This is a genomic window from Yaniella halotolerans DSM 15476 (assembly GCF_000420805.1).
GTDB lineage: Bacteria > Actinomycetota > Actinomycetes > Actinomycetales > Micrococcaceae > Yaniella > Yaniella halotolerans.
In genome coordinates, this window is the sequence record NZ_ATVQ01000001.1 from 467214 (window position 1) to 482347 (window position 15134).

Below are 15134 nucleotides of genomic sequence, written 5' to 3' on the forward strand. Positions count from 1 at the left end.
AGCTGCATGAGCTGGGCCACACTATATTGGTCACAGCCCCACTTTGCCCACATCAGGAGAATTCATGAGCACCACACCAACACGATCGACCCTGGCACAACTGGCCGTAGGACTGGCCGACAAGGCCGTGCAAATCGTCGACCTGACCAATACGCTGTCGTCTTCTACGCCGACCCTGCAGCTACCCGAACCATTTGCGAATCTAGATGACTTCAGTCTGGAGGAGGTTGCGTGCTTTGATGATGCCGGCCCCATGTGGCGCCACAACAACTTTTCCCAGGGTGAGCACGTCGGCACCCACATCGATGCGCCGATCCACTGGATCTCCGGTAAGGATGGCAAAGATGTCTCTGAGATCGAGCCTGAGCGGTTGGTCGGGCCCGCCGTCGTTTTGGACTTCGTCGCCGAATCCGCCGAGAACCCAGATTTTCTGATCGAAGTTGAACACATTCAGGCCTGGATTGCCGAACACGGGCCCCTGCCAAAGAATGGCTGGCTGCTGTTTCGTACCGGGTGGGATCAGTACGCCCAGGATAAGGAAGCCTTCCTGAACACCGATGAAAACGGTTCACATACGCCCGGCTTTTCGGCCGAGTGCTCACGCTGGTTAGCCGAGGAAACCATGATTTCCGGGATCGGTGTCGAGACCGTAGGGATTGACCAGGGCAATGCTGCGGAACTGGAGCCGCCGTTTCCGATGCACTATCACCTACTGGGCCATGACAAATATGGCATCACCTCGCTGCAGAATCTGGCCAAGTTGCCGACTCGCGGAGCCATCATCATTGTGTCCCCGCTGCCCATCGTTGGTGGAACCGCTTCACCGTGCCGGGTTTTTGCACTGGTGGAGGCCGCATGACCACGGTTGCACAACAACTCGGTGCGCTGCTGGGTCAGCTGGGCGTCGGCCACGCATTTGGTGTGGTGGGGTCCGGGAACTTTCATCTCACCAATGCGCTGCGTCAAGCCGGCATCCCGTTTACCGCCACCCGCCATGAGGGTGGCGCGGCCACGATGGCCGATGCGTATGCGCGGATGTCCGATCAGGTCGCCGTCGTGTCACTGCACCAGGGGTGCGGGCTTACCAATGCGGCCACCGGGATCGGCGAGGCCGCAAAATCCGACACCCCGGTTCTAGTCTTGGCCGCCGAAGCCTCCCGCGGTGCGGTACATTCCAACTTTGCGATGGATCAAACGGGGTTTGCGACCAGCCTTGGAGCAGATGCCCACCGGGTCCACACACCCGCAACTGCCATCACCGACACACTGCGTGCCTACCGAACCGCAGTGCGACAGCGCAGAACCGTGGTGCTGAACCTCCCCCTCGATGTCCAAGATGCACCGTCTGTCGGCGCTATCACCGATCTTGCCGTCGACGAGGCACCTGCGCAGCGTCCAGACCAGCGTGCACTGGCCGAATTTGTTGCCCTGTTGGAATCTTCGCGCAAGCCCGTCTTCATAGCCGGCCGCGGCGGTCGAGGAGCAAAATCAGAAATTACCGCGCTCGCCCAACAATCCGGCGCACTACTGGCCACCAGTGCGGTGGCCAAAGGACTGTTCAACGCCGACCCCTACAACCTTGGGATCTCCGGTGGCTTTTCTTCACCGCTGACCGCCGAACTGATCACCGAGGCCGATCTTATCGTGGCTTTCGGCAGCGCGCTCAATATGTGGACCATGCGCGGCGGCAAACTCATTGGTGCGGACACCAAGGTCGTCCAAATCGATACCGACGACACTGCCATCGGTGCCCACCGACCCGTCGACCTAGGCGTGGTCGCTGATGCCGCTGCCACCGCGACCGATGCCATGGCAGCCCTGGCCCACAACCAGCCCAGCCGCTACCGGACCGACGAGGTGCGGCAACGCATCGCAACCGGTGCGCGCTGGGATCAAACCCCAACCGAGGATCTCTCGGTGTCGGGCGAACTGGTCGATCCGCGCGAAGTGACACGACGGCTCAACGAGCTGCTGCCCCACCAACGGGTCGTGGCGATCGACTCGGGCAACTTCATGGGCTACCCATCCCAGTACCTGGATGTCCCGGATGAGTTTGGGTTCTGTTTCACCCAGGCCTTCCAGTCCATCGGGCTAGGCCTCTACACTGCCCTGGGCGCAGCCTTTGCCCAGCCCGACCGGCTTCCCGTGCTGGGTACCGGTGACGGCGGGTTCCTCATGGCTGTCCACGAGTTAGAAACCGCGGTTCGGTATCAGATTCCCCTGGTCGTGCTGGTCTACAACGATGCTGCCTACGGTGCAGAAATCCACCACTTCGGTACCGATCATGATCTAGAACCGGTGACGTTCCCGGACACCGATATCGCCTCGATCGCCCGTGGGTTCGGCGCCGAAGCCATCACGGTTCGCGATCTCCCCGATCTCGAAGCGGTCAGCACCTGGTTGGGCTCCTCCCCGACCGTTCCGTTGGTCATCGATGCAAAGATTGCCAACGATGGCGGCTCGTGGTGGTTAGCCGAGGCTTTCCAAGGGCACTGACGACGCCCCAAGCGTGTTCACCCGTGACGCAGCCACTACCTTCAGCGTCTGCCGGCTGAGTATCCTGGAGGCACCACATCGTTTAGGAGCGGATATGACCAGCCTGCCCAACCTGAGCTCAGAGTATGCTGAGGTCTTCCCCGAACTCGTCAAAGCCGCCGCACCAGCTCCCACCCCCGAACCACAACTGGTGGTGCTCAATCACGAGTTGGCCCGTGACTTGGGGCTGGATCCTGAGTGGTTGGCCACCGACGAGGGGATCGATTTTCTCCTTGGACACCGGCTCCCGGATGCAGCAACATCGGTTGCCCAGGCGTATGCCGGTCACCAGTTTGGTGGGTACGCACCAGTATTGGGCGATGGTCGCGCCATCCTGACCGGCGAACTGACCGTTGATGACCAGCTGGTCGATATTCATATCAAGGGTTCCGGTCCGACCCCGTTTTCCCGTCCCGGTTCGGATGGTTATGCCGCCTTAGGACCAATGCTGCGGGAATACTTGGTGTCCGAGGCCGTACATGCCCAGGCCATTCCGACGGCTCGGGCGCTGGCAGTCATCACCACCGGTGGCACGATTCTTCGTGAAACCGAACAGCCCGCAGCGGTTTTAGTGCGCACCGGGCCCTCGCATATTCGAGTGGGCACCTTCCAGTATGTTCGGGCACAAAATGATCTCGAGCTGCTTCAGCGTTTGACCGGCTACAGTCTGCAACGTCACTATCCTGCAGCCACGGGCGAGAACCCTGGCCTGACCCTGTTGGCCCAGGTGGTCGAACATCAGGCCAAACTGCTCTCAGATTGGATGCACGCCGGCATGATCCACGGTGTGATGAACACGGATAATATGACGATCGCCGGGCATTCCATTGACTTCGGACCGGTCGCTTTCCTGGATGCATTTGATCCCAATGCGGTATTTTCTTCCATCGACTTTGCCGGCCGCTATGCCTACGGTAATCAGCCGGTCATCGCTGAATGGAATCTTGCTCGGTTTGCCGAGGCACTCCTACCGGCCATTATGCAGCCTGCCGATGAGCAGGTCATGTCGCAGGATGAGGCGATCCGTGAAGCGACCGAAGCGGTGGTTACGTTCCGCCACATCTACTCGACGACCTGGGCTGACAGGTTTAATCGGCGATTGGGGATTCCGCAGGCTGGTACCGCTGAGCTTGGGACCGATTTGTTGGAGCAGTTGCGTGCTGCGGACGCGGATTTCACGTCGTTTTTTGCCAATCTGGCGGACGTTGCCCGAACCGGGACGATCCCCGAAGAGACCTCACCGGAATTGTCGACCTGGTATACCCAGTGGTTGCAACTGCAGCCGGACGCCGACCAGGTGGCAGCATTGAATCCGGTGTATGTTCCAAGAAATCATCTGGTGGAGGAGGCCCTCACCGCTGCGGTGACAGATCACGATTTCAGTGTTTTTCACACACTGTTAGCAGCGGTGACCACCCCCTATGAGCGCCACGACGCCTTTGCGCACTTGGAGCAACCAGCGTCCATGGCGTATTCGCTCAATTACCAGACGTTCTGTGGAACCTGACGTCAGGCTCCGTTTTTCAGATACTCGTCGACAAATTCGCCGATCGATGAGCCACTTTCAATGGCTCCGTCGATGAATCCCGACCAGCCGTTGGCGTAGTCTGAACCGGCTAGATAGAAGCCGTTGCGTGGCTGACGAACTGCCTTGCCGTATTTGGTGAGTTGATTTTTCCGCAGCACAGACCAGGTGCCTTTGGAGAATTCATCTTCGTCCCACTTATGGCCTGTGCAATCGATGACTTCAATATCGGGTATCCAGTTCCGCAGCAGTTCTTGTACTTGCGCCTTGTTGGTGACGTCGAGTTTGTTGGTGTTGGAAACGTAGGCCATGATGATGCCCTCGTTCGTTTCCTGGTCAAAGAACTGCGTGTGCATACTGCTGACGGGATATGCAGGTGCCGTGAGCCGAAAGGTATCGGTAATGCTCGGACCTCGGACTTTTGCCCATAATTTTCCACCGTTGGTTGTTGACTGATTCTCGCGAGAGAATTGGTGGATCTCGTCGGCTAGTGCTGGTTTGAACTCGATATTGTTGATGGTATTGGTTGGAATGGCCGCGATCACCGCGGTGGCCGTATATTCGTCACCGTCTTTGGTAGTGACTTTCTGACCGTGTTCTGTTTCTTCGATGGTCGTGACCGGTGTTGAGAGTTTGAGCTCTGCGTTGCCGTCATGGAAAATACTCTCGAGCAAGGATTTGGTTCCGTGCTTGAATTTGTAGAGTTCAAAGATGTCTTCCATGACGTCCCAGTCGTTATAGGACATCGCGACCCAACGATATAACTGTGTCAACGCTGGTTCTTCCAAATCGTCTGTACAGAAATATGCACACCAGTAAGCTGTCAGGATGTCACTAACTTCCTTACTGACTTCTGATTCGATTTCTCTGAGTCGATCGGCCACCGACAGGTGATCAATTTCTTTGACCGCGGCTTCATTATAGAAGGGCTCAAATGGCCGGGGAAAGTATTTTTCCGCGTCTCTGGCCAGGACTTTCATTCCCTCTCTCATGAGGGCAAATTCATCATCCTGGGTCCCTTCTTTCACCTGGCCATCGGTAATCCAATATGCCTGGTGAAGATCGATGAGCTTCACCACTTCCAGGTTATAGCGCATCGTTTCGTGCCAAACGTTCGGCTGGAACCAATGGATGAAGGTGCCACCCATTTCGAGGTGTTCGCCTAGGCGTTCGTCGTACCAAGTTCTGCCTCCCATTCGGTCTCGGCCTTCTAGGACAAGGGTCTTATGCCCTTTCTGGCTGAGATTTCTGGAAGCTGTGACTCCTGCAAATCCTGCACCGACGATAATGACATCATATTGATTCGTGGACAACGATCTCACTCCTTATGGCTTGAGATACGGGAGGTGTCTGCTACTGAAGAGTTATGTCAGTTGAATCATGCGGCATCAGGCGACCTTTCGTCACTTAATTATTCTGGACAGTCTCAGTCGAAGTCTCAGTCGTTGGGGTGGTCCTATACCGGCGGGCTTCGTTTTGTGAATAGAACCAGATCGGAATGTAAGCCCCCAAGACGATGACGCCCACCCAGGTGGAAGTCCAACCGATTTCCAGGCTGTTGAGGTAGATCACGCCGACAAGACAGAATGGCAGGTTGAACAGTCCAAACATCAAGCCAACGTATTTCCAGCTCTTGGGAGCCTTGAACGGACGCTCCAGTTTGGCAAACGCCGTATCTTTCTTGCGAGCCTTGACGAAGGCAAAGAGGCTAATACCGTTGGCACAGGTGTAACCGATGGCCGACGCCGCGAGAATCGCTGCCGGGTTGCCCATGGAGATCAACGCCAGGTTGAAGACCGCAATGACTGCCATGGTGACAAACGGCGTACCGTTGCGGTTTGTTGTACCCAGAACGCGTGGCAGGTTGCCTTCTGTCGACATCGAGTGCATGGCCCGTGACGAACCGAGGAAGGCGGTCTGAATCACCAGGATCATTGCGCCGATCAACATGAAGATCGTGATCATCGCACCGACCTCGCCAAAGATCGTCTGAGCGACCGAGAGCAACGGGGAAATGGCTTCATCAACAACGCCGTCGACGCCGAGAACACCGAGAACAGAGGTCTGGACCAGTAGGTAGAGCACCAGGCAGATCAGGCCAACAGCCAAGAGTGCCTTAGGAACATCTTTTGATGGGGTCTTATATTCCGGCCCGTAGATCGCAGCGGTTTCCCAAGCACAGGCACTCCACTGAGCAATCGCAAAGACACCAAACAGCAGCATGATGTGGTGCATGTCCCAGGCGAAGTCTGCGGGGAGCCAGTTCTGGCTAATATTCGACATATCGACGTGACCGGTCACAAACGGAGCAACCGACAACACGATCAACGGGATCAAGGCGCCGATACCTAGCACATACCCCACGATGGCACCTTCTTTGAGCCCAAACCAGTTGATGATGAACAGAGCGGCAAAGATCACAATGCCTGCCAGCAGTGAGAGCTGATACTCAGTGAAGGTCTCAGCCAGGGTTGGGAAGAGTCCGTAGAGATAATTCCCGACGAGCAGGGAGAAGATGGCCATGACCGGGTTCCACGCAAACCAATAGCTCCAGGCGCTAAAACCGCCGATGAGTTTGCCTCGGTCGTATTTGCCCTGATGGTTTTCAGCCCGAAAAACGTGTTGGGCGAACCCTGGCAGACCCGAGGCTCGCGGGAAGGTGGTGGCCATTTCGGCATAGGCCGTGTTTTGTAAGAACCCCTGCAGCACGGAGAGTCCCCAGATCAGGACTGCTGCTCCGGCAAAGTACATCGGCATGTAGCCGAGCGAGGGCAAGATCAACATGGGAACGCCCAGTGCGATGGCTAGTCCCTGTTTCCAATCGATCGACCGCTGCAACCGCTGGTGCTGGTCGACTTCTACCGTCCCAAATTCACTCACGATACTTCCTTATAACGGGTGGACCAATGCTTCCAGTGGCCCGGTACTGTGTCGGCATAGCGTCGTGAACTGCGGTAAGACTCTTCAAGGTGAAGCAACTCAGAAGCTATGAACGTCTAGGTCAATCGATAGCGACTGCCTATGGAACATTTTGTCTTGACTATCAATACAGTCACTTTAGGAGACAGTTGTGACGTACGTCAATAACCGACCGGGCGAGTATTGGTCCAGGTATTGAGTTGAAATGCTGAGTATTCCTGTCCCACGTCGGGACCTATTTTTGGGGCGATTGGTTTTTGGGCATACAAAAAGGCAGGACCACCCGAGATGTTGCTCGGGTGGTCCTGCCGTGTGCGTGGTTTGAGTACCTGTTCGTAGCGGCTACGAGACGGGCCTAGAAGCCACCATTCTTTCCGACAACCCAGTCGGTGCCGGCCAGTGGTAAGCCAGTCATAGCTGAGGACTCCATGGTCAAAGCGACCAGGTCTTCAGGCTCGAGGTGGGTGACGTGTGACTTACCGCAGGCACGTGCGATGGTCTGTGCTTCCAGCGTCAGGACTTGCAGGTAGTTGGCCAGGCGCTTGCCAGCTGCGACTGGGTCGAGGCGTGAGGCAAGTTTTGGATCCTGGGTGGTGATACCTGCGGGGTCTTGGCCGGCTTGGAAATCATCGTAGTAGCCGGCAGCAGAACCGATCTTCTCGTATTCTTCAGCCCAGCGTGGGTCGTTATCGCCCAGTGCAATGAGCGCTGCAGTACCGATGGCTACGGTGTCGGCGCCGAGAGCAAGTGCTTTCGCGACGTCGGCACCGGTGCGGATACCGCCGGAGATGATGAGTTTCACCTTGCGGTGTACACCCATCTCCTTGAGTGCTTGGACGGCCGGACCAATGGCCGACAGGGTCGGGATACCAACGTGTTCAATGAACACTTCCTGCGTCGCAGCGGTTCCGCCCTGCATACCGTCAACGACGACGACGTCTGCACCGGCCGCAACAGCCAGTTTGGTGTCGTAATACGGACGAGAGGCAGCGACCTTGACGTGGATTGGGACTTTCCAGTCGGTAATTTCCCGCAGTTCCTCAATCTTCAGTGTCAGGTCGTCTGGACCGGTCCAGTCTGGGTGGCGGCATGCACTGCGCTGGTCAATGCCGACCGGCAGGGTGCGCATTTCTGCCACACGTTCGGAAATTTTCTGGCCCAGCAACATACCGGAGCCACCTGGCTTTGCACCCTGTGAGACGACGACTTCAATCGCGTCTGCTTGGCGCAGGTGATCTGGGTTCATGCCATAACGGGATGGCAGCAGCTGGTAGACCAGTTTGGATGAGTGGTGCCGTTCTTCGTCGGTCATACCGCCGTCACCAGTGGTGGTAGAGGTACCCATGGCTGATGCGCCACGGCCCAGGGCTTCTTTTGCCTGAGCGGAGAGTGCACCGAAGCTCATTCCGGCAATGGTGATCGGGATGTCGAGTTCCATCGGCTGGGACGCCGTGTCTGCACCCATGGTGACGTCGGTGTCGCAGCGTTCGCGGTAGCCTTCCATCGGGTAGCGCGAGATGGCTGAGCCGAGAAAGAGCAGGTCATCAAAGTGTGGGACCGCACGCTTGGCGCCCCATCCACGGATATCGTAGACGCCGGTTTCGGCGGCGTGCTGGATGGCGGCAATGGATGCTTTATCAAAAATTGCGGACTGGCGGAGTCCACGATCTTCAGGACTTCTCATTTACTCTCCAGAGTTGAAGTGGTAGAGGGTACGTGCGGAGCCGTAACGGGTGAAAGAGTTGACGTAGTCGTCGTCGTTGGCTTCGTCTTCCATGCCGGCATCTTTGAGTAGCTGTACCAGCTCTTCGCGATGCTCATCACGCATTTCTTTGGCGATGCAGTCGGCGCCGAGTGAGGCGACCGTACCGCGCACGTAAAGACGAGCTTCGAAGATCGAGTCGCCGAGTGCCTCTCCTGCGTCACCGCAGATAACCATGCGTCCGGCCTGTGCCATGAACGCGCTGAGCCCGCCGATGTTGCCTTTGACAACGATGTCGCCGCCCTTCAGCGAGATGCCGCAACGGGTGGAAGCGTTGCCGTCGACCACGAGCAGACCACCGTGGGCGGTTGCTGCAGCGGACTGTGAGGCGTGACCCTTGATGTGGATTTTGCCCGACATCATGTTCTCGCCGACGCCTGGTCCGGCCATGCCGCTGACCGTGAGGTTGCCCTTCTGGTGCATACCGCCGCAGAAGTAGCCGACGTCGCCGTCAACCTCTACGTCAATTTCGTCTTTGATACCAACGGCTACGGAGTGCACACCCTGCGGGTTTGTCACGTGGTAGCTCTTGGCGGTGGGTGCGTGGAGTGCAGCGTTGAGATCCCGAACCGTTTTTTCGTTCAGGTCAATGTTGACCGTCGTGTCTGTTAGTGATTCCATGTGTAGACCTTCCCTGGCTCTGGTTCGAAAATTTTGGCGTCTTCGATACCTGGCAGATGCGAAATGGCCTGGAATTCCGAGGCCATGGCAACCCACTTGGGATGTTCTGCAACGATGGCTGGTTTGCAAGCAAACTCATCGCGAGCCACGGCAAAACCGTTTTCGGTGGTGACGAGCAGGGTGTAGAAGCCGTCGAATGTGCGGCTGAGTTCTTTCAGCGCGGAGTCAAGGTCGTCGCCTTTTTCTTCCATACGGTAGGAGATGAAGCGGGCTGCCACCTCGGTGTCGTTCTGGGAGTCGAATTCGACGCCTTCGTCTTCGAGTTCACGACGGATGGTGGCGTGGTTGGAGAAGGAACCGTTGTGCACCATGGACAGGCCGTTACCGACCGAGTATGGGTGGGCACCTTCTGCATCAACAGCAGATTCGGTTGCTAGACGGGTGTGGATGACACCCTGCCAGCCGGTTGCTTCGGAGAGACGGTAGGTTTCGCGCAGGTCCATTGGGTTGCCGACGCCTTTGTAGACGACGCTGTCGTCACCGGTGCCGATGATCATGGCATCTGGGGCAACTTCGCGAACGACCTGTGCCAGTTCTTTGGAGAAGACTTTTGCACGAACGAACGTGGTTTCAGCGAATTCTTCGACACTGACGTCAGCGTTCTGCGGCAGTTTGTCAGCAACGAGCTGCTTGATGTCGTTCGGGGCGTCGAGCATGGATACAGATGAATAGTCTTCAGGGAGACGATGACGGTCACCGTACAGCGCTAGCCCAGCGGAGTCGGGTCCGCGTACAACGATACCTTCGACCATGTCATGCATGAGAGACCCTAACTGCGGCACGAGTGATTCGTCGCGCAGGTGGATTCCAGCGATTCCACACATGGATAGACCTCCTAGTGTCTTTAAGATTTGTAAGTTTGTGTCTGCCTTTGGCAGGACCGGTAGCTGACACTTCCACTTCGGCGCAGCGTCGCGGCATCATCACATAGCTTAGTCGGTTCCAGCCTGTTCAACAGGTTAAAACTCGAAAAGATTCCCGGTCGGTGTGCGGTTACAATGACGCCCACAAACCGCAACGGCCTGGGCCGTCAGCGACGCCTTCAGCGTTTGGAGTATCGCCAACGATCCCAGGCACACAGTTGAGTTACACTTCGTTGCCTTCGGGCGCGATCACGCCCGATGGCTTATGGGAAGCGCAGGTAGCGATCGATTTCGTGTGAGGTGACCTCGTCGGTGACCTCGTGGTACTCGGCGCGCTTGATGCGTGCGTAGTAGTCAACGAAGTCTTCGGTGTCGTCGGATGCCTCACCGTATGGGCCGTCAATTGGGACTTCGCCAAATGCTTCGCGCAGGACGTCGTCCTTGCTGAGGTAGTGGACGGACTCCATCAGGGAGTGTGGCAGCATCCGAATGCCGCGACGCGCGATCTCCTGCTGTGGAGCAATGTAGAGGTCCATGTCGTTTGGCTCGCCTGGATCCAGTTTGCGCTTCACACCGTCCATGCCAGCGGCCAGGGCAGCGGTAAAGCCGAGGTATGGGCTACCTGCGAAGTCCGGTGTACGGTCTTCGATCGCACCCGAGCGGGCGATGCGCAGCATCTGGGTACGGTTATTGCCACCGTAGGTGATGGCCACAGGAACCCAGGTACGGATGAGTTCGGTACCGGCCTTGAGGCGCTTATAGGAGTTCACGGTTGGAGCGACCATGGCCATGTAGCCACGTGCGTGGTCCAGGATACCGGCAGAGAACTGGTAACCCAGTTCTGACAGGTCCAGGCCGCGTGGGTCGTTTTCGTCCAAGAACAGGTTTTCGTCGGTCTCGGAATCCCAGAGACTCATGGTGTAGTGGAAGCCGTTACCGGTGTTATCGGTGAATGGCTTCGGCATGAAGGTAGCGATCATGCCGTGCTGTTCGGCCAGGGAGTCGACCATGTAGCGGAAGAAGATCGCGCGGTCTGCGGTCTCAAGAGCGTCGGCGAAGGTAACGTTAATTTCGAACTGGCCGTTGCCATCTTCGTGGTCAACTGCGTAGTTTTCCCAGCCGAGTTCGGTGACGTACTTGGACAGGGTGGTCATGAGTTCGTACTGACGTGAAAGAGCTTTAACGTCGTAGCAAGGACGGGCCCAGTTGTCGTATTTGTCTGCAACTTCAAGCTTGCCGTCTTCGTCGAAGTCGACGAGCATGAATTCAGCTTCGAAGCCGAGTTTGAAGACGTAGCCCTGTTCTTTTGCCTTTTCCATCTGGTTTTTCAGGATGGTACGTGGGCAGTACTCCCATGGCTTGCCTTCAACGGTGACGTCACCGATGACGTGTGCGAGGCCTTTCTGCCATGGAACAATGCGGAAGGTCGTTGGATCAGGAATGATCTCAACGTCTGGGCTCTGTGGGCCCTGGCCGATGTGACCGGCGGCGAAGCCGGCGAAACCAACACCCTCGGAGAACAGCTCGTCAACCTGGCTGGCTGGAACGAGTTTAGCGCTGGATTTACCCTGCACTTCGGTGAACGAGGCAAAGATAAATTCAATGTCATGTTCTTTGATTAGTTTTTTGACATCTTCTACAGACTGGGGTTGTGCCACGGACTGCTCCTTCAGTGATGCTTGAACTCAGGGTCGCTCCCCGCTCATACGAGCGAAGAGTCTGATTCGGACGTAAATGTCTGAGGTCGACTCAGTGATCAAAGGTTACTTTTCCAGGCCCTCCCGACGGTGTCAACCACGAGATTGCGGACCAGCTGAGCGCCATTTAGGTATAGACACAACCAAGTTTTCATGTTACCACTGCCAAAAGGATCGTTTTTGATATGAGAATAATGACCCAAAATATGTCGCATAGATCACATATTTCTCACGGGCTAGGAAGCATCGAAGCTGTCATGACACTTTCCGTCAGAGGCGTGTTGCACGGGGCGACGAACCGCAGCACTACAGAAAACCCTGAGTGCGGCCCTGAGTCGTATTGTCGAACATTCCTGAGCCCTGTTTCGAAAAGAATTACACGCCCGAGACTTTCGGTTCGGTAATAGCGAAAACCCACAACAGCATTAAACGCCACGAGAGGCGGAGTTTCCGCCCCTCGCAACGTTTGTAGCACCTGGGTGCAGCAAGACTAGGCCTCAGGATCGAGCACGAAGTCGTACACCACACTCTCGCCCTTGCCGTCTGCGGCTGGTTTTGGAGCCAGCATCAACTCTGGCTTCACCGCGGAGGCAATATCGTCTTCGTTGTGCGGGTCGCCCGGGAAGTACAGCTGGGCGGTGAGCAGCTCGTGACCTGGCGCACGAACCTTGAAGTGCAGGTGGGCTGGACGCCAGGCGTGCCAGCCGGCTGCTGCGATGAGCTGACCACAGGCGCCATCGGTCGGAATTTGGTAAGGCGCCGGGCGAATGGTGTGAATGTCGAAGCGTCCTTCGTCATTGACCACCCAGATACCGCGCAGGTTCCACTCCGGGATGCCCGGTGCGAACTGTGAGTAGAAGCCGTCATTATCGGCGTGCCAGAGTTCCACCCGAGCATCTTTGAGCGGGGTGCCATCGACGGCCCGGACCTGGCCGGAGAAGCTGAGTGGCGTGCCCGGTTCATCTTCACGCATGGGGATGGTGCCGTTCCACTCGAGTTCTGGTGCATCCTCGATGTAGTAGGGACCTTCAATGGAGCCCTTAGAGCCGTCGCGGTGTGCCGTGGCAACATCTTCTACGGAGTGCTCCAACCAGACATCAAGGAACAGCGGCCATTCGCCATCTTCGCCGACTTTGATGAGCCAGGCTTTGAAGGCGTTGTATTCGTCGTAGCTCACGGCTTCTTCCAGCACGATGTCGTTGAGCGCCTTGACCGCACGTGATGCTAAGCGATCCACGCGCTCGATGTCGACGACACCGCTGTGGCTTGCTGCTACGCGTTCACGGAACCGTTCGGAGGCCAGCCCACCGGAGGTTGCTGCGGCTGGTGCTTCAGAGAGGTAACCATCTTGTTCTGTCATGGTGTTGTCCTTCTTTCGTGTTGCACAACGGCTGGGTTTGATCATGCCGTTATTGGTCTGGAATATGAAAGTTTTGGTCGATGCGGTTAGGTCCGGAGTTCAAATTGGGGTGCTAGCCCGCGGAAACGTGCGGCCGCGGCAAAGACTTCCATGGATAATTCCACGTCGCGGTGCCGGGCCATACGTAAGGCGAGACGCAGCACCATTTTGATATCTCGCGGGGTGATGCCCTCGAATCCCACGAGGAGTTCTTCCACCAAGGTCGCCTCGAGTGTGACCCCGTGCTCGGCCGCCATGGTCTGCCAGATCTGACGAGCGTCATCTGTGGTGGGCGGCAAGTAGTCAATCACCGCGGCACAGCGCGCAAGAATCGCTTCATCGACGCCGTGAATGCGGTTGGTCGTCAAAAACAGCAGCCCATCGTAATACTCCAGGGTGCGCAAAAATTCTGCAACGATGGCATTTTGTGCCAGCTCAAAGCCGCGCTCCAAGACAAAGACATCGGCCTCGTCGAGCAGCAGGACCGCATCCCAGCGTTTTGCACGTGCAAAAATTTCTTCAAGGTTCTGGCGCACAAGATCAGCGGTAATACCCAGTGAGCCGGTGTGGATCGAGTACAGCGGTTTGCCGATGATCTCGGCGTATACTTCGGCGGTCAAGGTTTTGCCAACACCGGGGCGCCCACGCGCCAGAATGACGTTACCCGCCGATTTTCCTTCAATAATATCGCCGGTGAAGACGGAAATATCGGAGGTGAGGATATCCAGCAGCTCGCGCTGGTCCTCGGGTAAGACCAGCTTGTCTTTCAGCTCGGAGTCGTACACGTAGGCAGTGAGGTCGGCGGTATTGACGTCGAGATAATCTTGCGCGAGTAGATCAAAGACGCGCACTGCGGTAACGACCGGGACCTGACCGTGCTCGCCGAGGTCAAAGAGCGTCGAGGCGGTGACCATTCGCAGCGGGGCGATATCTTCCGGGGCAATGTCGTGGACGACTTTGCGTTGTTTGCGATCTTTTGCGCTGCGGAAGTCTTCGGTTCGGATGGCGCGGCCGGTGAACAGGAATTGCTGGCCAAAACTATGCTCAATGAGGTTTTGAAACTGCTCACGACGCTGGGTGTACTGCGTCTTGAGGTGTGGCGTCTCTTTATATACCCGGTGCCCCGTCAAGACATCTGCGGGGGCCTTGCCTAGGAGTTCGGTTTCTTCGAAGTACAGGACGCGAGGCGCACGGGAGGGCCGCTTGACGGTTGGGTTATCGGCTTCCATGGTGATCTTGATGCGAGCTTCGCGAGTACGATCAGCATGCTCCATGTCAATGCTGATCACCAAGTACGGGTGAAGATACCCGTCGGGTTCTTGGACGTAGAGCCATCCGTCGATCAGCTCGGTCTTGAGAAATTCTCGGAAGATCTCGGCGGCAGCGCCAATATGTGTGATGGGCTGGAACTGGCCGGCTCGGGCAGCTTGGACGGCCATAACGGTTGTGGCAAACGTCGCATCGTCGAGCTGCCGGGCAGCGTCAGCGAGGTCTGCGAGCGCAGCGTCGGTCAAGTATTTTTCCGCCAGGCCCATCTCTTGAGAACGCCAGTTCGCCGCTTGGCGTCGCGCCACCTCGAGGTCTGTCGACGTCGTAGCGGATACGACCTCTGCTGGGGCCACAAACATTTCTGCACTCCTTGCACAACGACCACCTCTTACGTGATAGTGATCACTTGAGAATGCGTACAGCCTACCGACAGATTTGAGATCGTATAAATACTAGATCTGTCTACATTCATACGTGGAGGCTA

At 56.9% G+C, this 15134-nt stretch carries 11 protein-coding genes; 3 read left to right on the plus strand and 8 right to left on the minus strand.

The annotated features are described in order from the left end of the window. Positions 1–64: 64 nt before the first annotated feature. The 3 genes from G583_RS0102265 (at position 65) to G583_RS0102275 (ending at position 4042) form a co-directional block, all read left to right on the plus strand. Entirely contained in the window at positions 65–859 is a 795-nt protein-coding gene (locus G583_RS0102265) for a cyclase family protein (protein ID WP_022869575.1), read from the plus strand. Beyond that, on the plus strand, positions 856–2496 hold the full coding sequence (locus tag G583_RS0102270; protein WP_022869576.1) for a thiamine pyrophosphate-binding protein: 1641 nt from the start codon (positions 856–858) through the stop codon (positions 2494–2496). Before G583_RS0102265 ends, G583_RS0102270 begins: the two co-directional genes overlap by 4 nt. Before the next feature lie 94 nt (positions 2497–2590). Next, positions 2591–4042 (plus strand): protein adenylyltransferase SelO, encoded by a 1452-nt coding sequence (locus G583_RS0102275; RefSeq protein ID WP_022869577.1) that lies wholly within the window; start codon positions 2591–2593, stop codon positions 4040–4042. Between the two features lie 2 nt (positions 4043–4044). Here G583_RS0102275 and G583_RS0102280 read toward each other — a convergent pair whose 3' ends face one another. The 8 genes from G583_RS0102280 to G583_RS0102315 form a co-directional block, all read right to left on the minus strand. Beyond that, positions 4045–5373, minus strand: a complete 1329-nt coding sequence (locus tag G583_RS0102280; RefSeq protein ID WP_022869578.1) for a flavin monoamine oxidase family protein — start codon at positions 5371–5373, stop codon at positions 4045–4047. A gap of 94 nt (positions 5374–5467) precedes the next feature. Then, positions 5468–6940 (minus strand): APC family permease, encoded by a 1473-nt coding sequence (locus G583_RS13745; protein ID WP_022869579.1) that lies wholly within the window; start codon positions 6938–6940, stop codon positions 5468–5470. 394 nt (positions 6941–7334) lie between these two features. Then, on the minus strand, positions 7335–8663 hold the full coding sequence (locus G583_RS0102290; RefSeq protein WP_022869580.1) for an FMN-binding glutamate synthase family protein: 1329 nt from the start codon (positions 8661–8663) through the stop codon (positions 7335–7337). Beyond that, positions 8664–9362 carry a GltB/FmdC/FwdC-like GXGXG domain-containing protein gene (locus G583_RS0102295; RefSeq protein WP_022869581.1) on the minus strand — a complete coding sequence of 233 codons (699 nt, stop codon included), beginning with the start codon at positions 9360–9362 and terminating at the stop codon, positions 8664–8666. It abuts the gene before it with no gap. Beyond that, positions 9350–10246: a class II glutamine amidotransferase domain-containing protein gene (locus G583_RS0102300; RefSeq protein WP_022869582.1), complete on the minus strand. Its 897-nt coding sequence runs from the start codon at positions 10244–10246 to the stop codon at positions 9350–9352. Before G583_RS0102300 ends, G583_RS0102295 begins: the two co-directional genes overlap by 13 nt. A 302-nt stretch (positions 10247–10548) precedes the next feature. Beyond that, positions 10549–11943 (minus strand): type III glutamate--ammonia ligase, encoded by a 1395-nt coding sequence (gene glnT, locus G583_RS0102305; protein ID WP_022869583.1) that lies wholly within the window; start codon positions 11941–11943, stop codon positions 10549–10551. Positions 11944–12472: 529 nt separating this feature from the next. Further along, a complete protein-coding gene (catA, locus tag G583_RS0102310; protein ID WP_022869584.1) occupies positions 12473–13342 on the minus strand; it encodes a catechol 1,2-dioxygenase in 870 nt (289 codons plus the stop codon). Between the two features lie 86 nt (positions 13343–13428). Then, positions 13429–15009 carry an ATP-binding protein gene (locus tag G583_RS0102315; RefSeq protein WP_022869585.1) on the minus strand — a complete coding sequence of 527 codons (1581 nt, stop codon included), beginning with the start codon at positions 15007–15009 and terminating at the stop codon, positions 13429–13431. Between the last annotated feature and the right edge of the window lie 125 nt (positions 15010–15134).